Origin of the sequence: Mesorhizobium sp. M0500 (assembly GCF_040321165.1) — a bacterium.
Classification (GTDB): Bacteria; Pseudomonadota; Alphaproteobacteria; order Rhizobiales; family Rhizobiaceae; genus Mesorhizobium.
This window is the reverse complement of sequence record NZ_JAMYRB010000001.1, coordinates 549,861-574,399: the sequence shown is the minus strand read 5'-3', so window position 1 is coordinate 574,399 and position 24,539 is coordinate 549,861. Positions and strand designations below refer to the sequence as shown.

Below are 24,539 nucleotides of genomic sequence, written 5' to 3'. Positions count from 1 at the left end.
GCAAGCCGGCAACAAGCACGAGGACGCCCGATGGACCGCAATCCGTTTTCCGAAGCCGAAATCGCTGGCCGCCTTGCCAAGGTCCGCACTGCTCTAGCCGAGCGCGAGCTCGACGGGGCGGTCTTCGCCTCGCCGGAGAACGTCTTCTATCTCACCGGGCTCGATCACTGGGGGTATTTTGCCCCTCACCTGCTGATCGTCCCGCTCCAGGGAAAACCTGTCCTGGTCACCCGCTCGATGGAAATGGTGACGATCGAGAAGCAGGTAAAGGCAGCGGAATTCCGTGGTCACTCCGACAGCGAAACGGCGGCCGACCTTGCCGCGCGGGTGCTTGCGGAGCTCGGCCTGTCCGGCAAGCGGATCGGTCTCGAATACTGGACGGCCGGCCTTAGCCATGGACTTGCCGTGGCACTCCAGATGCAAGCCGATGCCAAGTGGAGCGATGTCTCCGGTCTGATCGACAAGATGCGGCGGGTGAAGAGCGCCGACGAACAAGTGCTGATGCGGCGGGCCGCAAAGGTGACGGACGCCGGTGCCGGTGCCGCGATCGCCGCGATCTCGGATGGCGCTTCCGAACAGGAGGTCGCCGCCCAATGTGTTGCGGCAATGATCCGCGCCGGCGGTCATGCGCCGGGCTTCGGACCGTTCATCCGCCCGGCCGCGCGCCTGGGTGAAGAACACACGACCTGGGGCGACGGGATCTACCGCAAGGGCGAGCCGGTCTTTGTCGAATTGTCCGGGTGCATCTCACGCTACCACGCCCCGCTCGGCCGGCTCGTTCGCATCGGCCACATCAGCGACGAAGACGCCGCAATGGCGGAAGTGACCGCCAAGGCGTTCAACGCTGTCGTCGAGGCGTTGCGGCCGGGCGCCAAGGCGCGCGATGTCTACGCCGCCTGGCAGGCTGTCGCTGACGAGGCGGGTCTTTCCCACTATCGCCGCCATCACTGCGGTTATCTTGTCGGCGCCGGCCAGCCGCCATCATGGACCGGCGGCAATTCGGTGACCGGCTTGAGGCACGATTCCGACCTCGAGATCGAGACCGGGATGAGCTTCCACATCCTGTCATGGCTGATGGGCACCGGTCGCGGCGATGACTTCGTTTCCAACACGGTGCTGTTGACCGATGCGGGCGCCGAAGTGCTTACCCGCACGCCGGCCGGCCCGATCGTTCGATAGGCCTGCACACATGGCGCGCTACTCGGCATTTTCGATCTTGCGCAACGCGCTGTCCGGCCAGAAGAATTGGCAGCGCGCCTGGCGGGCAGCGGAGCCAAAATCGTCCTATGACGTGATCGTTATTGGCGGCGGCGGACACGGCCTCGCCACCGCCTTCTACCTCGCCGAGAACCACGGCATCCGTAACGTCGCCGTGCTCGAAAAGGGTTATGTCGGCGGCGGCAATGTCGGCCGCAACACCACCGTCATCCGCTCCAACTACCTGCTCGACGGCAACACCCAGTTCTACGAATTCTCGATGAAGCTCTGGGAGGGCATGTCGCGGGCGCTGAACTTCAATGTCATGTTCTCGCAGCGCGGCCAGCTCGTCACGGCGCATTCGGCCGATCAGCTCGACGGCTTCAGCCACCGCGCCAATGTCATGCGGCTGAATGGCATTGATGCCGATATCCTCGACCGCGACGAGGTGCGCCGTCTCGTGCCCTATCTCGATTTTTCCGACACCGCCCGCTTTCCGATCCATGGCGCTATCTTCCAGGGCCGGGCGGGCACGGCGCGCCACGACGCCGTCGCCTGGGGCTATGCGCGCGCCGCCGACGGCCATGGCGTCGACATCATCCAGAACTGCGAAGTGACCGGCTTCCTCCGCGACCGCGACAGTATCGTCGGCGTCGAAACGACGAAAGGCCGGATCGGCGCCGGCAAGGTCGGCCTCGCTGTTGCCGGTCATACATCCGTGCTCGGTGCCAAGGCCGGCCTTGAACTGCCGATCGAAAGCCACGTCCTGCAAGCCTTTGTCACCGAACCGCTGAAGCCGCTGGTAGATCACGTCGTCGCTTACGGCGCCGACCATTTCTACGTCAGCCAGTCCGACAAGGGCGGGTTGGTCTTCGGCGGCAATCTCGACGGCTACAATTCATACGCCCAGCGCGGCAATCTCGGCGTCGTTCGCGAGGTGGCGGAGGCGGCGATTGCATTGATGCCGTGCATTTCGCGCGTCCGCCTGCTGCGCCACTGGGGCGGCGTCATGGACATGACTCCCGATGCCAGCCCGATCATCTGCCCGACGCCGATCGACGGCCTCTATCTCAATGGCGGCTGGTGCTATGGGGGCTTCAAGGCGACGCCGGCTTCCGGCTGGTGCTTCGCCCACACGATCGCCACCGGCAAGCCGCATCCCTTGATCGCGGCCTACGGGCTCGATCGTTTCCGCACCGGCCACACGCTCGATGAGGCCGGTGTCGGCCCTTCCGCCTGGCTGCAATAGGAGGCGGGACAAAATGCTGCGCATCGAATGCCCCTGCTGCGGCCCGCGCGATCATGACGAGTTCCGCTACGGCGGCGATGCCTCGGTCACGCGTCCGGCCCATGACGATCCCGATCCAGAGGCCTGGTATCGTTACGTCTATATCAGGACAAACCCGGCCGGCCAGCACCGCGAATTCTGGCAGCACGTGACCGGCTGCCGCCAATGGATGGTGGTCGAACGCGACACACGCAACCACGCGATCGCATCCGTCGACTTCGCCAGGAAATCGACTGTCAGGAAACAACGGGCATGAGTTCGAACCGCAAACGCCTGCCAGTGGGTGGCCGTATCCGTCGCGAGGTGCCGGTCAATTTCACCTTCGACGGCCGCAAGCTGATTGGGTATCGCGGCGACACGCTTGCCTCGGCGCTGCTCGCCAACGGCGTTACCCTGGTCGGGCGCAGCTTCAAATATCATCGCCCGCGCGGCATTTTTTCCGCCGGGCCCGAAGAGCCGAATGCGCTGGTTACGCTCGGGAGCGCCGGCAGGCGCGAGCCGAACCTGCCGGCGGCGACACTGGAACTCGCCCACGGCATGGTCGTGGAGAGTCAGAACCGCTGGCCATCGCTTGCCTTCGACGTGCAAAGCGTCAACGGGCTGTTGGCACCGTTTCTGTCCGCCGGCTTCTACTACAAGACCTTCATGGGCCCGACGCGCCGCGCCTGGATGTTCTACGAACATTTCATCCGCAAGGCGGCCGGCCTGGGTAGAGCCGGCACCGGCTCGGATCCCGACCGCTATGAGGTTCGTCATGCCTTCGCCGATGTCGCCATTGTCGGCGGCGGCCCGGCGGGATTGTCAGCGGCGCGGGCAGCGGCCGCGGTCGGGGCGCGGGTTGCGCTGATCGAGCAGGATTTCCTGCTTGGCGGCCAGCTTCTGGCGGAACCGTCCGACAGCGCAGCGGCTGGATGGTTGAGGCAGGCCGAGGCCGAGTTGGAGGGCTTCGAAACCGTCGCGCTGATGAAGCGGACGACCGCTTTCGGCAGCTATGACGGCAATGTCCTTGGACTGGTCAAACAGCGCGATCCAACCGATCCGAAGCCGAATGGCGAGGCCCGCCAAACGGTCACTATGCTGCGCGCCCGCTCGATTGTTTTCGCCACCGGCGCCATCGAGCGGCCGATCGTGTTCTCGAATAATGACCGGCCCGGCGTGATGCTTGCCTCGGCCGCCCGGACCTATCTCAACCGTTTCGCCGTCCTGCCGGGCAAGAAAATCATTGTCGCCACCACCAATGACGGTGCCTGGCGCACCGCCTTCGACTATGCCGCAGCCGGCGCGGAGGTGACGGTTGCGGATCTGCGCGCCGTCCCGCCCGCAGCACTTGCCGCGGAAGCCGCACGGCTCGGCGTGGTGGTGCGGGCCGCAACGCGCATCGTCGACCTGCACGGCGGCCATGCCGTCAGGCAAGTAACGCTCAACGGGCCGGAGGGCCAGTCCTCGGCCGCCTGTGACCTGGTCTGCGTGTCCGGCGGCTGGTCGCCAACTGTGCATCTCACCTCGCACCTGGGGAGCAAGCCCACCTACCGCGACGACATCGACGGCTTCGTGCCGGGTTCGTTTCCGGCCGGCCGGTTCGGCGCCGGCGCGATGATGGGAACCTATGCGACGGCCGATGCCATCGACGACGGTCATCGCGCCGGTAGCGAGGCCGCAGCCTCCTGCGGCAAGTCGGCGCCGGTGCCCGCTCCGTCGAAACTCGATCTGGACGAGACCGCCACGAGTTCACTTCGCGAGATCCCTTCCGTTGGACGTGGAAAGGCCTTCGTCGATTTCCAGATGGACGTGACGACCGGGGATATCGAGCTCGCCCATCGTGAGGGCTATGAATCGGTCGAGCACCTGAAGCGCTACACCACGCTCGGCATGGGCACCGACCAGGGCAAGACCAGCAATTTTGCCGCACTTGCCGCGATGGCCGCCCTGCGCAAGGCAACAATCCCCGAGACCGGCGCCACGACCTTTCGGCCGCCCTATACGCCCGTGGCGATCGGCGCGCTTGCCGGGCGCGCAATCGGCCATCATTTCAAGCCGATCCGCCGCACGCCGATGCACGATTGGCACATGGCGAACGGCGCCAAGATGCTCGAGGTCGGGCTCTGGATGCGGCCCTATTTCTACCGGCAGTCGGGGCGTAACGTGAACGAGGCCTACGTCGCCGAAATGCGGACCGTACGTCAGGCGGCGGGCCTGATGGACATCTCCACGCTCGGCAAGATCGATGTCCAGGGCCCGGATGCGGCAATCTTCCTCGACCGCGTCTATGCCAACGGCTTTGCCAAACTGGCGATAGGCCGCGCCCGCTACGGCGTCATGCTGCGCGACGACGGTATCGTCTTCGACGACGGCACCACGACGCGGCTGGCGGAAAACCGGTTCTTCATGACCACCTCGACCGCCAAGGCCGCCGATGTGCTGTCGCGTCTCGAATTCCTGCTCGACACGGCCTGGCCGGATTTGCGCGTGGCCGTTACCTCGGTCAGCGATGAATGGGCGGCGATGTCGGTTGCTGGGCCTAACAGCCGCGCGATCCTGAATGCAGCGTTTCCCGCTCTCGACGTTTCCGAGGAGGCGCTTTCGCATATGGGACTACTCGAAAGCGAATGGGAGGGCCGTGCGCTCCGCATCCTGCGTCTCAGTTATTCCGGCGAGCGCGCTTACGAAGTCTATGTCGGCGCCACTGCCGGTGAACAGCTCTGGAGCCGCTTGCTCGAAGCCGGCAGACCCTTCGACCTGAAGCCTTACGGTGTCGAGGCGCTTGGCGCGATGCGCGTCGAAAAGGGCCATGTCGCCGGACCGGAGATCGATGGGCGCACGACGCTCGACGATCTCGGCCTCGGCCGCATGGCCGGCAAGCGCAGCGGCTTCGTCGGCGACGTCCTGCGACGGCGCCCTGCCCTCCGGGCGCCCAACCGGCAGCGTCTGGTCGGGCTGGAATGCATCGAAGAGGGAAAACGCCTGCGCGGCGGCGCCATCCTGTTCCTGCCGGATGAGAAACCCCATGGCCATGGGCGCGGTCGCGTCACCTCCGTCACCTTCAGCCCCGAACGCGGCCATTATGTCGGGCTGGCCCTGCTTGCCGGCGACGTCGCGGCAGAAGGAAGCGAGCTCGTGGCGATCTATCCGATGAAGGCCGAAACGGTTCGCGCCCGCGTTGTCTCGCCGGTATTCATCGATCCGCAGGGAGAACGGCTGCATGGCTAGCTTGACCTCTTCTCGGGATTTCAGCCTGTCCGTGGCCGATTGTCCGCTTATCCAGATCGAGGGCTGGGACGCGACACTGAGACAATTCGAAAAGAGCGTCTCGGCGTCGCTCAACACGAAACTTCCCGCTTCGGTCGGAGAGACGGTTCGCCACAAGGGCCTTTTAACCATCCGCGTTGCACCTCGCCGCCTTTGGCTGGCTCTCGACGAAGGCACAGAAGCGCCAGCCCTTGTCGTCGACCCCGATCTCGGCTGTTCCGTGCCCCTCGGGGAAGGTCGTGTTCGTTTGAAAATGGCCGGCCCTGGTATCGCAAGGCTTCTGTCCGGCTGCATTGCCGTCGACTGGCACGCGCCGGCCGCCGCTCCGGGCCGCGCCGTGCAAACATCCTTCCATCACGTGCCCGTGCTCTTCCTGCGCACCGGCGAGACCGCGTGCGAACTCATCGTGCCGCGAAGTTTTGCCCGCAGCCTCTCGGATTGGATTGCCGGCGGCTAGCCAATACCGGTTCCTCGGGCAAGGGCCGGCTTTAGCGGCGATCCAAGCCGCCATCACGAAGCCATCTACTCTCTTGCCGGCCAGTCCTGCAGAAGCGTAATCCCAAACTTCGGCGCGGCTACTTTGAGCCGCTCGATATCGGCAGGCGTCGGCGGCCCGACCACCTCTCCCTTGCTGCGTTCATGGCCACCTTCGGCGAGAAACTGCTCGAACACACTTGGCGTGTCTATCAGGATGTAGCGAACGGGCTGGTTGCCGGGATTCATGAGCTGGTGCGGGATCCCGCGCTTCAAAAACATGCTCTCGCCGGGCGAGAGCGTTCGGACCTCGCCGGCCACAACCGCGGTCAACTGCCCTTCGATGACGTAGACCGTCTCGTCGTCATTCGCATGAACATGGATTGGCGTTTTCGTGTGCCCGTCGCTTCTGTTTTCGAAGAGACTCAACAAGCCTCCCGTCTGTTCGCCGGAGACCAGTCGCTTCATGACGATGCCTGCGAGCACGAATTCTTTTGGTTCAACATCCGTCATTGATCCAATCCTGCCAGACACATTTGGTGGGCCGTCAAGCAGACGACCTGCGCAGCGACATCCGGCAAACGTCGAACTGGCTCACGGGTTCCCGGTCGCCCGAGTTCCCTCTTCCCAAGCTCCGTTGGACGAAAAGCCGGCTTCGTTCTCACCGGACATGCTGGCCGACATCCGCCAATTCGAGGGCGCCGCAGAGGTCCGCCTAACTGACGGCAAAGCTCCAACGGGCTGCCAGGCTCTCGCCGGGCCCAAGCACCGACAGTCCATTCCATTTGTCGATCGAACCACGATTGTGAGCATCGACAGCATGACTGACCGGTTCAAAACAGAAGAAGTCGCTCTCGTCCGATGGCGAATAGACAAGGTAGAAATTCAAGGGCGATGAAGCTTCAATCCGCAGGCTGCAACTGTGCTCCGGCCACGATATGGTAGCGACGCCGTTCCAACCGGCAAACAGATTGTTTATCCATCCACTCGGCAATACGACTGGGGCGCCGAAATTCCAATCGGGATGGGTTTTGACATCCACAAACCGTTCAGGGAGGTGGTTGGGCAGTTCGAGACAAACCTGCGAGGCCGGCGCATGAAGCGCGGTTCGTGCCGTTCTCGGGAACCATGGATGGATGCCAAGCCCGAACGGCAATCTCATCGAGGCCCGATTGACGACGCGAAGTTTCAGCTCGAGCCCCTGTCCGGCCAGCGCGTAGCTCACCTCGGCGCGATATCGGTATGGGCCGGGCCCGTTGCTGATGAGCGACAGCTTTGCGTTGTCCTGCGTTACGCTGTCGACGTCCCACTCGCTCGAAAATCCATTGCCATGAATGGGAAATGGCTCGCCTGCAACATTGGCAGGCAGTTCGTGGAATTTGGAGTCGAATGTGAACCCGCCGCCCGAGATGCGATTTGACCATGGCAAAAGCAGGTTGCAGGCAAGGTCGAACGGTTTGCTGCTCCCGCCGTTTGGCCAAGGCCTGAAGAGCGGCACGCGTCCATGGTCCAGTCTCGCAAGACCTGCCCCAAGCGATGGGACGATTTCAGCGGACAGGTCTCCGCTTCTGATCTTGATCGTCCCGACCATCCGCTTCAGACGGTATCGGCCTTGGCAGCGGCGATCGGCTGTTGATGGCGGCCTTTGCGAGCCACTGCAAGAAGGTCGTTCGACGCGATCCCGATGAGCGCCTTCATCTGATCGTGTGCATCGTCGGCCCTCCGCATCCTGATTGCCTCCAGCACGTCGCCATGCGCGCTCAGCGTCTGCTGGTAATTAGCGGTGGCCGATGTGGTCAAGCGGAAGGAGAAGCTGAGGGCGGCCGCAAGCATATTGCCGAGATTGGCGAACACCGGGTTGCGACTGGCACGAAGGATGGCGGTATGAAACCTGACGTCGGCATCGAGACACGCAGCGAGATTGTCCGGCGGAGCAATGCGCATGGCTTCATAGGCCGCTTCGATGACTGCGAGATCGCCTGACGTCGCCATCTTGGCCGCAAGTTGGGCGGCAGCGGGTTCAATGACCAGCCGCGCCTCGATCAATCCGCGGACGAAATCGAGATCGGGCTCGATATCGCGCATCCATTCCAGAACCTGTGCATCCAGCCTGTTCCATTCGCTCGACACGCGCACACGCGTCCCGGCCCGCTTGCGTGCCTCGATCAATCCTTTCGCCGAAAGCGTCAGAAGAGCATCGCGAAGCGCGGTGCGGCTTGCCCCGTAGATAACGCAAAGTTCGGCTTCCGTCGGCAGGACGGAGTGCTGGGCGTAGGAGCCGGCGAGGATGCGCTGTCCGAGATCGCGTGCGATGCGATCCTTGAGCGATGACGTGGTGCCATCTGCGGCAGGAATGTCCTGCTTGCCTTGGCCAGTCGAAGCGATCGCCGCGTCCATCGTCATGTCCTGTTCAAGTGGTACTCGGCAATTACCACAGCAAGTATCAGCAGCGAGCCCTTGGCAAGCAACTGATAGAAGGTTGGCACGGACGTCAGTATCATTCCGTTGTTGAGGACGCCAATGATGGCGACGCCCAGCAGTGCGCCGACGATCGTGCCCTTGCCGCCCTGCAAGGCGCAGCCACCAAGAACGGCCGCTGTGATGGCCTCGAGTTCCAGGCCTTGGGATCCGGATACGGGCTGCCCGGAGCCGGTACGGGCAGCCAACAGAATCCCGGCCAATCCGGCCGCCACTCCACTCATGATGTAGATGCCGACGCGGTAGCGGTTGATGTTGATGCCGGAGAAGCGTGCGACAACGGGATTGCCGCCCAAGGCATAGATGTTGCGGCCAACGATCGAGCGGGCAAGGAAGAGATGGAACACGATCGCGGTCAGCAAGAGAATCCAGATCAGCAAAGGCAGGCCGAGGATTCGTCCGATCCCGATGAAGCGGAAAGTGTCGCTGAAAATCGCGATCGATTGTCCATCGGACATGATGAACGCGATGCCGCGGAAGATCGCCATCGTACCGAGAGTCGCGATGACAGCGTTGACCCGCCCATAGGTGATGATGATGCCGTTCACGAGGCCGGCAAGACCGCCCAGGACCAGGCCGGCAAGAATACCCGCGGCGGGTGATCCGGTGGCCTGGATGGCCATTGCCGTCGATACTGTGGTCAGACCGACAATTGCGCCGACGGCAATATCGAGCCCTCCGGCGACAATAACCACGGTCTGGCTCATCGCCAGAACGCCCAGGATGGTAATGCCTAGACCGATGTTCAGCAGGTTTCGGCTGGAGAAGAACACGTCGCCTCTCAGGGTGCCGAAAATGAGCACGAGAATGGCGAGAGCAACAAGAAGGCTTATGTTGTGAATGCCGATGCGCTCTGCGATGCGCAAGGAAGCGCGCCTTTTGCCGGTTTGCGTTGTTGCTGTCCTGAGTTCAAGGCTGTTCACTGAATTTGTCCTCCAAGCGATGCTGCAGATTGAGGCATGGCATGTCTCAGGATCGTGGCCTCGTCGATGTCAGGGCGGGAAAGTTCGGCCGTGATCCGGCCTCCAGCCATAACAAGCACCCTGTCGGCCAGCCCGATCAGTTCCGGCATTTCCGAGGAAATCAGGATTATGCCGATGCCGCTGGCGGCGAGTTCGTCGATCAGGCGATAGATTTCCGCCTTGGCGCCGATGTCGATGCCGCGGGTCGGCTCGTCGAGGATGAGAAGCATCGGCTGCCGCGCAAGCCAGCGCGCGAGAACGACCTTCTGTTGGTTGCCACCCGACAGTTTCGAAACCTGTTCGTCGAGGTTGGGCGCCTTGATCGACATCTTTGCTGCAAGCGGTGAGACGATCTCCAGTGCCTTGCGCCGGTTGAAGAAGCCGAAGGTCGACGTTCTGTCGGGCACGCAAAGCGAGGCGTTATCAAGAATGCTTCGGAACAACAGCAGCGCCTCGTGCTTACGGTCTTCCGGGGCAAAGCCGATGCCCGCCACGATCGCTGCATGCGGGCTGTTAGGGCCAACGGGCACACCATTCATCGTTATGGTTCCGTCGACGCGTCTATCATAGCCGACAATCGCCTTTGCCAGTTCGGATCGACCCGCACCCATAAGGCCGGCAATGCCGAGCACCTCGCCACGGCGGACCTTGAGGCTCACATCGGTGACGTGGTCGGTGGTCAGGCCCGTCACCTCCAGCAACGGTTGCCCCGATTGCCACGTCTCGCGCGTAAACAGATCGGCTATGTCGCGGCCCACCATGAGCTTGGCTATGGTCTGCTCGCTGGCACCGGCAGCGGGGGAATCATCGACCAGCCGGCCGTCCCGCAAGACGACAATGCGATCCGCAAGGTCGATGACCTCGTTCAGCCTGTGAGAGATGTAGACGATCGAAGTGCCCTCGCCGCGCAGCCGGCGAATTACTGAAAACAGACGGCGCGCTTCGTCGTCGGTCAGTGACGAGGTCGGCTCATCGAATGCGATCAGCCGGCCGCCGGCACGTATGGCGCGCATGATTTCGATCATCTGGCGCTGTGCCGGACCGAGTGTGCTGCAGAGTTGACGCGGCAGCATATCCTGCTGCATGCCGAAGGTCGCAAGCACCTTATCAGTCTGGTCCTCGAGCCTGTGCCAGTCGAGCAGGACGCCTGCCAGCCGCGGCAGTTCGCCGACGAAAATGTTCTCGGCCACGGTCAGGTTCGGAACGATCTCCGGCTCCTGATGGATGACGCGTATTCCGGCTCTGTGGCTGTCGCGCGGTTCGCTGAAAACGATCGGCGCGGAGCCATGCAGCACGGTGCCGGTGTCCGGTGCGAACACGCCCTCGAGAATTCGCATCATTGTCGACTTGCCGGCGCCATTCTCGCCAACCAGGGCAAGCACCTCTCCTGGCCGAAAGGCAATCGAGACATTGTCGAGCGCCTGCACGACGCCGAAGCGCTTCGATATCCTGTCGAGCGAGAAGAAATCCGATTGCATCAAAAGCTCACTCCCGAGGATCGATCCCGTGTGCCCGCCGACGAACTGCCGGCCCAAAGAGCGTCATGCGCACTGCGGCGCATGACGCATATCTGGTTCAGTGGCAGAGCTTGGCTTTGTAGTCCGACGCAAAATTATCGGCGGTGATGTATTCCGGGTCCGTGAAGGACTGAACGGGAAGCTTCGTTCCGTCCTTGATGGAGGCCAAGAGAATCTTCACCGCCAGCGCGCCATGATTTTCCGAATTGAGCCACATCGTACCACGGAACGCCGAGGGCTTTCCGGATCCGAAGGCATCGCAGGCGCGGCTCCCGTCGATGCCGATCCCCATGCCCTGGTCTGCGGAATAGCCGGCATTCTCCAGTGCTCGCGCACCACCCAGCACGCCGTCATCGTTGCATGAATAGAATATCCAGTTCGTGACGCTGGGATTGGCCGTCAATGTGGTGGTCATCACATCGATGGCGTTGAGCATCGTATTGTCGTAGGGGACGCGAACGATGCTGCCCGGCTTGAAATCGGGCACCGCCTTCAGGAACGCTTCTTCCGCGCCCTTGTTGCGCTGCATGCAGGTATCGGCCTTGCGGTCCTCGATCGAGGCGATGCGCACCTCTTTGCCCGCCCAGCCTTCAGCCTTGTAGAGCTTGGCAAGCTCTTCGCCCACCCGCGCACCGATATTGTAAGCATTCATGCCGACATAGGGGACCTGGGTGCCATCCTGGTAGTAGATATCGTCGTCCACCGCCACCAAGGGAATTTTTGCGGCCTTTGCTTTCTCCGCGATGACCGGTCCCAGCGCCTTGTCGGGGACAACGATGGCGATGCCTTTCACGCCATCGCCGACCATCGTATCGAAGGTCGTGATCGTCAAATTGGCGTCGAACTGAACGTCCTGCGACACGAACGCGGCCCCTGCCGCCTCAGCCGCTTTCTTGGCGCCGCCGACTTCGGCGACGAACCATGGGTGGTCTCCCATCTTGTTGATGTAGCCGATCTTGATGTCGTCTGCGCTTGCTGTGCCACTCATCAGTCCGGCAGCCAATACCGCAAATGTCGCCAAAGCCTTTGTTGTGGTTTTCATGAATATCCTCCCTGAGAGCTCTATGGTGGTTGCTAGTCGTGGTAGAGAACCGAGCGCCCACCATCGATGGTGATCGTCTCGGCATTTATGAACGGCGCTTCGTCCGAAGCGAGGAAAACCGCCGTCATTGCAACCTCGTCCGGCCGGCCAATTCGCTTGGGCGGATGGAGGTCGTAGGCTCGCCGCTTCTCCTCGGCGGGGTTCGGGAATGTGTTCCAGTAGGCTTCCGCGATTGGCGTCTCGATATAGCCGGGGGCGATCGCGTTCACCCGGATACCGCGTGCGGCATATTCGATCGCCAGCGAACGGGTCAGGCCCAAAAGTGCATGCTTGGCGACCGGATACGGAAACGTATGGGGAATGATCTGGAAGGCGTGACAGCTCGCTATGTTGACGATGGACCCCGAGCCCTTCGCCAGCATCGTCGGCAAAACCGCCTTGGCGCAGAACCACGCGGCCTGGAGGTCGAGCTTGAGGCAGCGCTCCCATTCCTCATCCGGCATCATCAATGGTTCGTAGAAGACGTTGGCACCGGCATTGTTGACCAGAATGTCGACGCCGCCATAGGCCGTGATCGTCCGCGCGATCATGTCCGCGACTGCGGATGCGTCGGTGACGTCCGTCTCGACGAACAATACCTCGGCGCCTCCGGCACGCAGTTCGTCGGCGATCGCTTTGCCGCTTGCCGCATTCAGTTCGGCAATGACGGTCTTTGCCCCATGCATCGCAAAAGCCCGGGCGGTGGCGGCACCTATGCCTTGGCCGGCGCCCGTGACGATTGCGATCTTTCCTTGCAGCCGGCCTGCCATTGCATTCACCAGTCAACCACGGTGCCGTCCGGCATGACGGCATTGCGGGCATGCAGCACTTCCTGCTTAAAGGGGTGACGCGCGATGACGTCCTCATTGACGGTGACGCCAAGGCCCGGCAGTTCGGGCAGGTCCCAGCGGCCTGGTTTACGCTGAATTGGCCAGGTGACGACGTCGTCGTACCAGGCGACGGCACCGGACATCTCCTCCTGAATGACGACGTTTGGCGTCGATATGCCGAAATGAAGAGCAGCCACACCGGCGATCGGACCAAGCGGGTTGTGCGGCGCAAGGCCGATACCTGCGGTTTCCGCCATGGCCGCGATCTTCTTTGTCTCGAGCAGACCGCCAGTGTGACAAATATCAGGCTGGGCAATGTTGAAGGCGCGGGCTGCGATCGAGTGCGTAAATTCGCGGCGCCCGATCAGCCGTTCGCCGGACGCGATCGGCACGGCCGATCGCGCCGCAATATGCGCCAGTCCGGCAACATCTTCGGGTGGAACGGGCTCTTCCGCGAACATGATGCGGGCCGGCTCGATTGCCTTGAGGTAATCCATCGCTGCGTTAACCGATGCAGGGCGTCCGTGGAAATCGACCATGATGTCGATATCCGGGCCTACCGCCTCGCGAAGTGAGCCAACCATATTGGCAACGGAGTCGACTGCCTTGGCGGGCGATACGTAGTGGGTGTAGGGAATGCAGACGACCTTGACCGCATCGTAGCCTGCTTGCGTCACGATGCGTCCGCGTTCCACGATGGCATCCGCGGATCCGGTCTCATAGACCGCTTTCATGTCCCCGAGGCCGAGATGCGTATAGGTGCGCAGATAGTCGCGGACCTGACCGCCCAAAAGGCGCCAGACGGGGACGCCCAATGACTTGCCCAGGATGTCCCAGAGCGCGACCTCGATGCCGCTGACGGCGGACATTCCCTCGACGCCGAGACGCCAAAATCCGTGGCGCGTAAGTATCTGGTAGCACTGCTCCACGTTGCGCGGATCTTGCCCGATGAGCAGGGCCTCAAGGTCCTGAAGCGCCCCAACGACGGCTCTGGTCTTCCATTCCAGCGTTGCCTCACCCCAGCCAAACAGGCCTGGCTCGTCGGTTTCGACGCGAACGAAGACCCAGTTGCGCATTTCCGCATTGCAGACGCGCGCCTTGATGGCCGTGATTTTCATTGGTCCTCCCAGACCTGCCGTCTTTTTTCATGGCAATATGTATGATTTATTATAGGAAATGTGGACAAGTCAAGCGCAACGTCAATGTGGACCAGCGCCGTCAGCGGAACTGGCCCCTTGGAGCGTCGCGCCGATCCCGGGCATTTTTCGACCAATCCTTGCCAACCAAAGGAAGGGTTCTCAGCCGCCGATCCGCCAACATCGAGACAAACGCGCGACTAAATCACCGCGCAGACCGTTTTCGTCTCGAGATAGTTCTCTAGCCCCGGTGCGCCGTTCTCATAGCCCCAGCCGGATTGCTTGTGGCCGCCTTTGGGCAATTCCGGCGAGAAGTAGGAATGGCAGTTGATCCAGACGGTGCCCGATCGGACATGTGCAGCAAGGCGGTGCGCAGCGGAAAGGTCGCGGGTCCAGACGCTTGCGGCGAGGCCGTAGGGCGAGTCGTTCGCAAGGTTTATCGCCTCCGCGACATCGTCGAACGGTGTCACGGCAACGACCGGGCCGAAGATTTCCTCGCGCATCATGCGCATGTCCGGGCGCACGCCGGTAACCACGGTCGGCTCGAAGAAGTTATCGAAGCGCCGGCCGCCGGCGATGATCTCGGCGCCGCTGGAAGCGCCATCGCCGACGTAGAAGGCGACGCACGCAGCCTGGGTTCCGTTGACCAGCGGACCAAGGTCGGTATCCGGGTCAAGCCCGTGTCCAAGACGCAGCTTTCGCGCCTCCCCTGCCAGGCCCTCCACCAGATGGTCGTAGATCGAGCGATGCGCATAGACACGCGAGCCGGCGACGCAGACCTGGCCGGCATTGGCGAAGATCCCGCGCGCCACTCCGGGGATTGCGAGCCCCATGTCCGCATCGGGCATGATGATGGCCGGCGACTTGCCGCCCAGCTCGAGCGTCAGCTTCTTCAGATTGCCGCGCGCTGCGGAGACGATCATCTTTCCGACTTCCGTCGAGCCGGTGAAGGCGACCTTGTCGACATCGGGATCTGCAGCCAATGCTGCGCCCACGGTTTCACCGAGACCGGTCACGATGTTGACGACGCCGTCCGGCAAGCCGGCTTCGATCATCAGTTCGCCGAGCCTGAGCGCGGTGAGCGACGTTTCCTCGGCTGGCTTGAGCACGATCGCACAGCCGGCCGCAAGCGCCGGGGCGAGCTTCATCGAGGCCATGAGCAGCGGCGAATTCCATGGTGTTATGGCTGCCACGACACCGATCGGCTCGCGCATCGTATAGGCGAAAATCTTGCTGCCCGCCGGTTGGTAGCTGATGGAGGTGGGAATGGTCGTGCCGAGAATTTTCGTGGCAAAGCCGGCGAAATAGCGGAACTGCTCGGCCGAGGCGGGAATCTCGGCGAAGCGCGAGGTCTTCAGCGACTTTCCCTGGTCAAGCGTCTCGAGTTCTGCAAGCTCATCGGCATGGCGCTCGATCAGGTCGGCGATGCGCCATAGCAGCTTGCCGCGTGCCGACGGCGTCATGTCGCGCCAGCTCTCGCCCTCGAAAGCAGCACGCGCCGCAGCAACGGCGCGGCCGGCGTCATCGGCTGTGCCTTGCGCCAGCAGCGCGAGCATGTCGCCACTCGCAGGATCGGTCGCAGGCAAGGTTCCGCCATCGCTGGCGTCGCACCAGCAGCCGCCGATCAGGTGCTGCATCCTAGGTTTGGCCAGGAACGCCTTGACGCCTGCGTGCCTGGCTTCGCCGTTTCGAATGATGACCGTCATGTCCGTATCCCGCAAGCGAGCGCCTCGACCGCGGCGAGAGCACCGCGGATGATGGAATGATAGCCGGTACAGCGGCAGATATTGCCTTCGAGCGCTGCGCGGATCTGAGACTCGTCGGGAGCCGGATTCTCCAGCAGCAGCGCGGTCAGCGCAACAGTGATGCCAGGTGCGCAGTAGCCGCACTGGAAGGCGTTTTCGGCCGCCAGAGCCTGGCGCAGGACAATAGCTTCGGGAAGGTCGTCGAAACCCTCCGGCGTGATGATGGTGGCCCGGTCGAGTTGCCACGACATAAGCAGACAGCCATTGACCGCGCGATCGTCCATCAGCACGGAACAAGCGCCGCAGCGGCCGATGCCGCAAGCCATCTTGGCGGCAGTCATGCCGAAATGATCGCGCAGCAGGTCGATCAGGCGCAACTCGGCGGGCACGGCCAGCGCCTGGCGGCAGCCGTTGAGGTTAAAGGTAATCGCGATCTCGGCACTCACGCTGCACTCCTCTGCAGGGCATCGAGTACCCATTCAGGATCGACCGGGATGCGCTCGGGCCAAGCCCCTGTGGCGTCCGCAATCGCGTTGACGATGGCTGGCGTCACGGCGCCAATGCCAAGCTCACCAACTCCGCGCGGACCGAACGGGTCGTCCTCGTCCAGATCCTCCAACGCGAAGGTCGCGAGGCTTTCCGGCGTGTCGGCAATGCCTGGCAGCATGTAGAAATCGAGGTTGCCGGCAAGATACCGGCCATCCCGCATCGCCGCATCCTCAGTGAGGGTGAAGCCCAGCCCCTGGACGCCGCCGCCTTCGATCTGGCCGAGATAGGCGGCGGGATCGAGCATCGGTCCGGCCGCGGTGTGCTGATGGAGGTCGAGCACACGTACCTGTCCGGTGATGCGGCTGACGGCAACGCGCGCCAGTGCCGCGCCGAAAGCGAAGATCAGGCGTGCATTGCCTTTCAGGTAGTCCGATTTCGGAAACTCGAAGCTGACGGCAGCAGCTGGCAGCCCGTCCGGAGGCAACGCCTTGGCAAGCTCGGTGAAACTCATGAGCAGTGAGCCGCTGTTGGAATGTCGCTCGACGATGCCGCCGGGCCCCAGCGCCAGCGTCCCGGCTTCACGGCAAAGCAGTTGGCCCGCTGCGGCCAGCAGGTCGCGCGCAAAAGCTGGTGCGGCGACTGCCGCGACCCGCCAGACCACGTGAGTGCCGCGCGAGGCGGTAGAGGAACCGGATTCGGGCGTCGCCGCCGTATCGCCGGTGACCGGCCGGACATCGTCGCGACCGCAGCCGAGCGCTCCGGCTACGGCGGCCTTCACCGAGGTGAGCAGGCCCTGTCCCATCTCGTCCAGGCCGTAGAGAGCTTCGATCATGCCATCCGGAGCCAGGCGCAACGCACCCCCGGCCGGGTCCGGCGGCAGCGTGCCTAGGCCATTGCCTTGATAGTTCATCGCCATGCCGACGCCGATCGTCTCACAGCCGTCGAACGACGGGCCGCGCGGCTTGGCCCAGATCGGGTCGGCCGCGGCGGCTCGCAGCATCTCGGCCAGACGTTCGGACGGCGCGACCTGCTGACCGAGGTGACCGCGCGCGCCAGGCTGACGCAGATTGCGGCGCCGTATCTCGACAATGTCGATGCCGGCGGCTTCGGCCAGCCGGTCCAGCTGGCACTCTACCGCGAAGGCCATCTGATTGGCGCCGAAGCCGCGAAACGCGCCGCCGACACCGTTGTTGGTGTAGGCAAGCCTGCCCGAGCTAAGGACGTTGGGAACGACATATGGCCCGCAGGCGTGTTCGAGCGCCGTCTCAAGCACGCCCGGGCCGAGCGACGCATAGGCGCCCGCATCCGCGACCACATCCACCTGCTGCGCGAGCAGCCGACCTTCGGGGTCGCAGGCGGTACGCATGTGGATGCGCATAGCGTTGCGCTTGGTGCCCGCGATGACGGATTCCGCCCGGTCGAGATGCAGCCGCACGGCCCGTCCAGTCTTCAGCGCCAGCAGGGCCAGAGCCGGCTGCACGGTCAGCTCGTCCTTGCCGCCGAAAGCGCCACCAGTCGGGCTGGTGACCACCCGTATTCGCTCTTGCGGCATACCGAGGATGCGCGAGAGCTGCATGCGGTCACGGCGGCCATGCTGCCCACCGGCAAAGACGTTCAGTGTGCCGTCCGCGCCGACGAAAGCGTAGCCGCCCTCCGTCTCCATAAAGCCGTGCATCTGGCGTGGCGTTTCGTAGACAGCCTCGACGATATGAGCCGCCTTGGCAAAAGCCGCGGCGGCATCGCCGCGCGTGAACTCGAAGCTGCACTGCAGATTGCCGGAGGCGTGGACCAGCTCCGCTCCAGCAGCGAGCGCCTGTAGGGGATCGCTCACAATTGGCAGCGGCTCGTATTCGACGCTGACGAGAGCAAGCGCGCGTTCGGCCGTCTTCATGTCAACAGCGGCAACGGCAGCAACAGCGTCGCCGAAATAGCGGACCTTATCGAAGCACAGTGCAGGCTGATCCTGCACGACAATGCCGAAGGCATTGCTGCCGGCAATGTCGCGGTGCGTGACAACCGCCGCGACGCCGGGCAGCGCCTCGGCCGCGCTCGTATCGATGGAAACGATCCTTGCATGGGGAATGCCGGCGCGCCGAATGCGCCCGACCAGCATACCGGGCTCGCGATGGTCGGTCAGGTATTCAAGCCGGCCGGCGATTTTCGGCGCAACGTCCGGCCGCTGGTGCCAGCGTGCGCCGATCTCCGATCGGGACACGAGAATTTCGGCAGGTGGGTTTCCGGACGGCACGGTCCGCCGGCGCGGCGAATGTGCTCCTTGGGACAACTTTCCGCCGAGCCCGAAGACCAGCGCATTCGCCACGACACTGCGCCGATAGCGGTCGGACCGCCATGCATCATCGATCGCCGGCGCCTCTTCGAGAATTGCGGCGTGCAGCTCGGCCCAATCGATCTCCTGCAGGCGGCGGCCGACAAGCAGTGCTTCAGCGCGGCCAAGGCGGGCCGCTTGCCCGCCGCCGCTGGCCGCGAGCCGCGCGACAGTGATGCGATCATGCGCTGTCTCGACCAGCCCGGCGACACCGGCCACGCTTGGGGTGAATGCGGCGCGCAGGCCAACTTTGCGATGGGTCCAGCGAGCGGTAGGTTGCGGTCGAACAATCACCGCCTCGATGAGGTCCGCTGACGGCGTGTCGGCCAGCCATTGCGCGAGCGGCACGACGGCGTGTCCGGCCGGTGAGGCGATCTCCAGCTTCGCATCGGACGCGAGCAGGGCCGGTAGAAGGCAACCCATGAGCCCGGCGACGTTGCCGCCCAGCGTTGCGAGATTGCGGACGGCAGGTCCCGCGGTGGCGCGGACGGCGGCTGCGAGCAAAGGCAAATTCTCGCCTATCGCCCGGTCACGCTCCATGGCACCCAGGGTCGTCAGTGCGCCGATGCGAAACCCGTCGTCGGCCAGTTGAATGCCTTTCAGGCCGGCGATACGGCCGATGTCGATGAGGCGCCGCGGCTTTGGCAGGCCCTTCGCCCAGCCGAGCTGCAGCGCCGTGCCCCCGGCGACCAGTTGCGACGCGCCCTCGCCTGCCCATGACAGCGCCTCGGCAACGGAGGCCGGGCGAAGCACCTGGAGACGCGGCTCGGTCATGTGGCTCCCGCGGTCGTGCCGAAACGGATGCCTTTTTCCTTCAGCCAGCGGCGGTAGGCGATGGAGGAACTGTCGGCGCGGGTCGGGATTTCCATCCGTGGCTCGAGCGGAAGGCGCAGCGGTCGCTGGTTCTCCACGATGATCCGGTCCTGCAGAAAGATGACCTGTTCGAAGTTGAGCAACGCCGTCTGCGTCGAAGCGGAATCGACCAGATACATGACCGGCTGGGCGCGGCAGAGGTCTTCCTCGATGGGCTGGATGAACAGCGCGATCGCGTCGAGCCGGTCCGGCGCCACGGGGCACACGCGATAGAGCATCACCACGAATGGACTCGGCACGCGATAGGTCAGATGCACAAACGCGCCCGAGCTTTCCGTGGCGGCGATGCGCGGCTGGAAGAACGTGCAGTTGGTCGCCCAGACCTCATCCACATCGCGACGTATCTCGCTCAGATAGGCCGGCACCTCCGTGTGCGGCTCCGAGCCGAGAATGTCGGTATGCACGAAGGGGAAGTGCGCCATGTCGAGGAAGTTCTCCACGACACGCAAACCCGAAGCCCGCATCGTCACCCAGCCGCAGGGCACGTAGCGCCGGTCGGCTTCCAGCGCCTCGGCGATCTCGAAGATCCCCTTCCCGGGCTCGCCCAGCGTCGTCCAGACGCAGCCATAGCGCTGCCGGACGGGCAGCGCGGGACCGCGGCCGCCGTCGTCCAGGACCTCCCGGACGGTGATTGCGCCCGCGGCGTCACGGACCAGTTCGATGTCCTGTCCAAGCAGCCGCGTGCGGCTTGGCGCGCCGCCTGGATCGGCCGCCGTCTCCACCGCGTACCAGTCGTCCAGTGCCGCCTTGTCCGTCGTCTTCATGACCGGGGCTCGCCTTATTGGGTCCACTGCAGGCTGCCGCCGGAATTCGCGGCGAGGAAGGCGGCGCGCCGGGCGAACAGGCCAGGCGCGACGCGATGGATTTCGGCGATGATCTCGCGCAGGTCGCCGGTGCGCAGCACGCCGTGCTCGACGAGGATCTCGCCATCGACCATCGTCAGGGATACGTCGCCGCCACGCACGGCGTGGACGAGATTGTGGTGGAGGTTGAAATAGGGTCCGTCGCGGAAGACCGGCGTCATGCGCGGCGTATCGGTTCGGACCGCGATGATGTCGGCGCGCTTGCCGACCTCGATCGAGCCGATCTCATGATCGAGGCCGATCGCCTTTGCACCAAGGATCGTGGCCATGCGCAGCACCTGCCAGCTATCCATTGCGGCGGCGTCGAGGTCCTTCAGCTTGCCTAGCAACGAAGCCACCTTCATCTCTTCGAACATGTCGAAATTGTTGTTCTCCTTCTCGCCGTCCGTGCCGATGCCAACCGACACGCCGGCCTTCAGCATCTCGGCCACCAGCGCGATGCCGCTCGCCAGCTTCATGTTGGAAACGGGGTTGTGGGCGACCGAGACGCGGCGCTTCGAAATAAGCTCGATCTCGTCCCGGTCGAGCCAGACGGCGTGGGCGATCATGGCGCGCGGGGTTTCGAAGAAGCCAAGGTCATCCAGCGCGAACATCGGGCGTTTGCCGTAACGCCGCTCAAATTCCGCGATCTCGATCTCAGCCTCGCTGCAATGGGTGTGGAAGCCGGTCTCGTATTTCCTTGCGAGGTCGATCGCCCGGCGCTGGCCGGCCTCGTCCGCATAGAACAGATGCTCCAGCCCGACCCACACATTGATGCGCCCGCCCGCCTTGCGGTGCCAGCCTTCGATCATCGCCTCGTTCATGTCGAGCGTGTCAAAGTAGTCGTAGTCCGGATGCTCGCCGACATAAGGCACGGCGATGAGGCGGTTGCCGATCGCCTCGGCCGCCCTGGCGCTGCCCTCCATGAAACGCCACATGTCGACGACGGTCGTCGTGCCCCCGAGCACGGATTCCGCATAGCAGAGCCGTGACGCCGCCTCGGCCTCGTGCGGCTGCAGCACGCGATGCGCCGGATTGATGTGGAGCGTCAGCCAGTCCCACACCGGCAGATGCTCCGCCGTGCCGCGCAGGAAACCGGAATGTGCATGCGCATTGACCAGCCCGGGCATGAGCACGGCATCGTCGAGCTTCTTCACGGCCACGGCCGGATGCGCCGCACGCAGTGCAGCGAGCGCACTGACCGCGGCGATACGGCCATCCTCGACCAGCACGGCGCCGTCAGGCAACACATGGTTATTTTCATCCATAGTGAGCAGCGTGTCGGCCGCAAGGATGAGGCTTCGTGTCATCGCCAGTGCTCCGTGTGCGTTCTGTCGTTCATGACATCCTCAAGCTGCCGCGAGCAGGAAATCGGCGGCGCGCTCGCCGATCATAGTGGCGGGCGCGTGGGTGTTGCAGGTCGGGATCGTCGGGATCACCGAAGCGTCGGCGATATGCAGCCCATCAAGGCCGTGCACGGCGAGGCGGCTGTCGACAACAGCCATCGCGTCCTCGCCCATCTTGGCGGTTCCGCAGACGTGGAAGAAGGTCGAGCACGCATCGCGGATGAAGGCGATGGTCTCGGTGCGGGTCAGTCGGCGATCGGGTGCGGCAAAGCTGCTGAAGAGATCGGCGTTCGCCTTTGCAGCCGCCATCTCCATCACCATCTCGACCGCGGCGACCATGGCGTCGAGGTCTTCCGGTTCCGCCAGAAAGTTCGGCTGGATTTCGAGCGGCCCGCCGGGCTTGCCATTGAGCAACTTCAGGTGCCCGACGCTCTTCGAGCGCATGAGACCCGCACCGAAGGAAAAGACATCGCCGGATACATCGTAGCGCGCGCGTATCGCAGGTTCGGCGCTGTTGCCCTGGACCGGGAAGGCGTGGAGGTCGGATTGCGGCAGATCCAGCCGCGACTTCCAGTTGACCATCGAGCCGCCGCCATTGCCCACCATTGGTCCGATCGGTCGTTTCGCGCGGAAGACGCAGGCCTGCGCCAGCGGATGGTCCTGAAGGTTCCGGCCGACGCCCGGCAGAGCGCAAACGACTGCGATGCCAAGACGCTTCAGCTCGACCGGATCGCCGATGCCCGACAGCATCAGCATGCGCGGAGTGTCGATGGCCCCGGCCGCGAGCACCACGCTCTCGCGAGCGCGTGTTTCGCGGATTTCGCCACCGACGAGGTGCTTGACCGCGACGCATCGGCTGCCTTCGACCGTCAGGCCGATGGCCGCGGAACCGGTCAGCACCGTCAGCGTCGGGTGATCGAGGATCGGCACGAGATAGCCCGTCGCCGAACTCCAGCGCTTACCGTCGCAGATGTTGAAATTCGCGACAGCAGCCCCCTCGTTGCTGGTGCCATTAGGGTCGTCGATCACCCGGATGCCGATCTCGTCCGCGCCGTCGATCAGCGCCTGCGCGACCGGGTGCAGCATCGCCGGCCGTTCGATACGGAGCGGACCGCCCGCACGGCGAAACTCGCTTGCGCCGTCCCGCCAGTCCTCGCAGCGCCGGAAATAGGGCAGCACGTCGGCGAAGCTCCAGCCCTTCGCGCCGCCGGCTTCCCAGGCATCGTAGTCATTCGGATGGCCGCGATACCACACCATCGCGTTGACGGCGCTTGAGCCGCCCAGCACGCGGCCGCGCGGGATGCCGATGGTACGGCCGTTCACGCGCGATGTCGGAGCGTAGTCATAGCCCCAGTCATAGGTGCCGCGGCCGAGCGGCACCCACTGGCCGGGGTCGTCGATCTTTGCGACCCCAAGACCCGCCGGACCGGCCTCGATCAAGAGGACGTCCGCACCGGCGTCGACCAGCCGTCGCGTCACCGCGCAGCCGCCGGAACCCGAGCCGACCACGATATAGTCGTAGCCGGACTTGAGCGCGCGTCGGGGGATGACGGATCGGATGGCGCCCATGGTTTCGTCAGTTGTGCTCGCTCGGGCCCATGATGACGATGCCTTCGCTCGCCTCGACGTGGCGGACGAAGATATACTTGTCCTCGCGGCCGTCACTGTGCTTGCGCTTGATGTCCGGCTGGACCGTTCCCGAGACCTTGGCGACCAACACATAGGGCGCATCTACGGCGAGCCCCCTTGCGCAATGCGCGTCGAACTCCTCCACCGTGCGCGCCGTATGGGCATTCTCGATGCCGGCGCCGCGCGCGATCGCGGCAAGGTCGACACGGCCCAGCGCCGTGTGGGTCGGCGGACCGCCGATCGACTGGTAGCACTCATTGTCCCAGACCACCACGAAGAGGTTCTTCGGCTGCTCGTTTCCGAGCGTGGCCAGGATGCCCAGGTTGAAGAGCAGGCCGCCATCCGTATCGAGCGAAATGACGCGGCGGTGTGGCAGGCCGGCGGCGAGCCCGAAGGCCTGCGGCGTGACGCAGCCGAGCTGCTGCTGGAACAGGCTCGCCTCGCGCATATGCGGCGCGGCGTTGTACCACTCGTCAACGCTGCCGCCGAGCGAAAGGATCACCAGCTCATCCTTCAGTCGCACGGCAAGCGCCTTCATGCAGTCGAAGCGTTTCATCGCACTACCTCGCCGCCGAGCGCCACAGCCGAATGGTAGTAGGACGCATAGGACCAGGAATAGGCGTCAAGGATGGCGCGCTCGATCTTCGCCTCCTCTGTGATGATCCGGTATGGCACGCGCAGCGCGTTCAGCACCGGCTCCATGGTGATGCCATGGGGGATTGCCCACCAGTTGTTCTCGCCGAGCTCGCCGCGGTAGCTCATCAGCATCACGACCGGGATGCCTGCCCCGAGGCCCATGCGGGCCAGCGGCTCGACCGAGGCGCGCAAGCCGGAATTTTCCATGACCAGCGCCGCGCGCTTGCCCGACAGGAAGACCCCGCCGCAGATCGCCGCGCCCTCACCCTCGTTGGTGACGCGGATCGTGCGGATATCCGGATCGGCATCAAGGGCCGGGTAGAGCTCCTTGAACAGCGAATCGGGCAGGTAGCAGACGATGCTCACTCCCGCCCGCTTAAGCCCCCGAATGACCGCGTCGACCGCACTCTGCTTCATGACATCCCCTTCGGCCGGGAAGTCTCG

Annotated in this window: 21 protein-coding genes; 5 read left to right on the top strand and 16 right to left on the bottom strand. The window is 64.0% G+C overall.

Annotation, left to right across the window (positions count from 1 at the left end):
- Nucleotides 1-30: 30 nt before the first annotated feature.
- The 5 genes from NKI70_RS02800 to NKI70_RS02780 are packed head-to-tail and all read left to right on the top strand — an operon-like array spanning nucleotide 31 to nucleotide 6,188.
- Nucleotides 31-1,179: a M24 family metallopeptidase gene (locus tag NKI70_RS02800; protein ID WP_352571200.1), complete on the top strand. Its 1,149-nt coding sequence runs from the start codon at nucleotides 31-33 to the stop codon at nucleotides 1,177-1,179.
- 10 nt (nucleotides 1,180-1,189) lie between these two features.
- Complete coding sequence (locus NKI70_RS02795; protein ID WP_352724139.1) at nucleotides 1,190-2,446, top strand: sarcosine oxidase subunit beta family protein; 1,257 nt, start codon at nucleotides 1,190-1,192, stop codon at nucleotides 2,444-2,446.
- A 13-nt stretch (nucleotides 2,447-2,459) separates the two neighbouring features.
- A complete protein-coding gene (locus NKI70_RS02790; protein WP_023674253.1) occupies nucleotides 2,460-2,741 on the top strand; it encodes a sarcosine oxidase subunit delta in 282 nt (93 codons plus the stop codon).
- The gene (locus NKI70_RS02785; RefSeq protein WP_352724137.1) at nucleotides 2,738-5,692 is read left to right on the top strand and encodes a sarcosine oxidase subunit alpha family protein; all 2,955 of its coding nucleotides are present in this window, start codon (nucleotides 2,738-2,740) and stop codon (nucleotides 5,690-5,692) included. The genes NKI70_RS02790 and NKI70_RS02785 overlap by 4 nt, the downstream gene beginning before the upstream one ends.
- On the top strand, nucleotides 5,685-6,188 hold the full coding sequence (locus tag NKI70_RS02780) for a sarcosine oxidase subunit gamma family protein (protein WP_352571193.1): 504 nt from the start codon (nucleotides 5,685-5,687) through the stop codon (nucleotides 6,186-6,188). Before NKI70_RS02785 ends, NKI70_RS02780 begins: the two co-directional genes overlap by 8 nt.
- A 65-nt stretch (nucleotides 6,189-6,253) precedes the next feature.
- On the opposite strand, the gene NKI70_RS02775 is transcribed toward NKI70_RS02780, so the two are convergent.
- From NKI70_RS02775 to NKI70_RS02700, 16 genes are all read right to left on the bottom strand, one after another.
- Nucleotides 6,254-6,718 carry a cupin domain-containing protein gene (locus tag NKI70_RS02775; RefSeq protein ID WP_352692138.1) on the bottom strand — a complete coding sequence of 155 codons (465 nt, stop codon included), beginning with the start codon at nucleotides 6,716-6,718 and terminating at the stop codon, nucleotides 6,254-6,256.
- Nucleotides 6,719-6,920: 202 nt separating this feature from the next.
- Complete coding sequence (locus NKI70_RS02770) at nucleotides 6,921-7,796, bottom strand: aldose 1-epimerase (protein WP_352724135.1); 876 nt, start codon at nucleotides 7,794-7,796, stop codon at nucleotides 6,921-6,923.
- 5 nt (nucleotides 7,797-7,801) lie between these two features.
- Nucleotides 7,802-8,602 (bottom strand): FadR/GntR family transcriptional regulator, encoded by an 801-nt coding sequence (locus NKI70_RS02765; RefSeq protein WP_352724133.1) that lies wholly within the window; start codon nucleotides 8,600-8,602, stop codon nucleotides 7,802-7,804.
- A 2-nt stretch (nucleotides 8,603-8,604) separates the two neighbouring features.
- Nucleotides 8,605-9,549, bottom strand: coding sequence for an ABC transporter permease (locus tag NKI70_RS02760; protein ID WP_352592539.1), 945 nt, complete (start codon nucleotides 9,547-9,549; stop codon nucleotides 8,605-8,607).
- Between the two features lie 53 nt (nucleotides 9,550-9,602).
- Nucleotides 9,603-11,123 (bottom strand): sugar ABC transporter ATP-binding protein, encoded by a 1,521-nt coding sequence (locus NKI70_RS02755; protein ID WP_023674246.1) that lies wholly within the window; start codon nucleotides 11,121-11,123, stop codon nucleotides 9,603-9,605.
- A 97-nt stretch (nucleotides 11,124-11,220) separates the two neighbouring features.
- On the bottom strand, nucleotides 11,221-12,204 hold the full coding sequence (locus tag NKI70_RS02750; protein ID WP_352724131.1) for a substrate-binding domain-containing protein: 984 nt from the start codon (nucleotides 12,202-12,204) through the stop codon (nucleotides 11,221-11,223).
- Between the two features lie 32 nt (nucleotides 12,205-12,236).
- Nucleotides 12,237-13,013 carry an SDR family oxidoreductase gene (locus tag NKI70_RS02745; RefSeq protein ID WP_352692140.1) on the bottom strand — a complete coding sequence of 259 codons (777 nt, stop codon included), beginning with the start codon at nucleotides 13,011-13,013 and terminating at the stop codon, nucleotides 12,237-12,239.
- A 5-nt stretch (nucleotides 13,014-13,018) separates the two neighbouring features.
- Complete coding sequence (gene dgoD / locus NKI70_RS02740) at nucleotides 13,019-14,191, bottom strand: galactonate dehydratase (protein ID WP_352724129.1); 1,173 nt, start codon at nucleotides 14,189-14,191, stop codon at nucleotides 13,019-13,021.
- A 218-nt stretch (nucleotides 14,192-14,409) separates the two neighbouring features.
- Complete coding sequence (locus tag NKI70_RS02735; RefSeq protein WP_352724127.1) at nucleotides 14,410-15,915, bottom strand: aldehyde dehydrogenase family protein; 1,506 nt, start codon at nucleotides 15,913-15,915, stop codon at nucleotides 14,410-14,412.
- The gene (locus tag NKI70_RS02730; protein ID WP_352724125.1) at nucleotides 15,912-16,400 is read right to left on the bottom strand and encodes a (2Fe-2S)-binding protein; all 489 of its coding nucleotides are present in this window, start codon (nucleotides 16,398-16,400) and stop codon (nucleotides 15,912-15,914) included. Before NKI70_RS02730 ends, NKI70_RS02735 begins: the two co-directional genes overlap by 4 nt.
- Nucleotides 16,397-19,543: a molybdopterin cofactor-binding domain-containing protein gene (locus NKI70_RS02725; RefSeq protein ID WP_352724123.1), complete on the bottom strand. Its 3,147-nt coding sequence runs from the start codon at nucleotides 19,541-19,543 to the stop codon at nucleotides 16,397-16,399. The genes NKI70_RS02730 and NKI70_RS02725 overlap by 4 nt, the downstream gene beginning before the upstream one ends.
- Complete coding sequence (locus NKI70_RS02720) at nucleotides 19,540-20,406, bottom strand: aromatic ring-hydroxylating dioxygenase subunit alpha (RefSeq protein WP_352724121.1); 867 nt, start codon at nucleotides 20,404-20,406, stop codon at nucleotides 19,540-19,542. Before NKI70_RS02720 ends, NKI70_RS02725 begins: the two co-directional genes overlap by 4 nt.
- Before the next feature lie 14 nt (nucleotides 20,407-20,420).
- Nucleotides 20,421-21,794 carry an amidohydrolase family protein gene (locus NKI70_RS02715; RefSeq protein WP_352724120.1) on the bottom strand — a complete coding sequence of 458 codons (1,374 nt, stop codon included), beginning with the start codon at nucleotides 21,792-21,794 and terminating at the stop codon, nucleotides 20,421-20,423.
- Between the two features lie 39 nt (nucleotides 21,795-21,833).
- Nucleotides 21,834-23,399 carry a GMC family oxidoreductase gene (locus NKI70_RS02710; protein WP_352724118.1) on the bottom strand — a complete coding sequence of 522 codons (1,566 nt, stop codon included), beginning with the start codon at nucleotides 23,397-23,399 and terminating at the stop codon, nucleotides 21,834-21,836.
- Nucleotides 23,400-23,406: 7 nt separating this feature from the next.
- Complete coding sequence (locus tag NKI70_RS02705; protein WP_352724116.1) at nucleotides 23,407-24,015, bottom strand: thiamine pyrophosphate-dependent enzyme; 609 nt, start codon at nucleotides 24,013-24,015, stop codon at nucleotides 23,407-23,409.
- Complete coding sequence (locus NKI70_RS02700; RefSeq protein ID WP_352455810.1) at nucleotides 24,012-24,512, bottom strand: thiamine pyrophosphate-binding protein; 501 nt, start codon at nucleotides 24,510-24,512, stop codon at nucleotides 24,012-24,014. Before NKI70_RS02700 ends, NKI70_RS02705 begins: the two co-directional genes overlap by 4 nt.
- Nucleotides 24,513-24,539 lie beyond the last annotated feature (27 nt).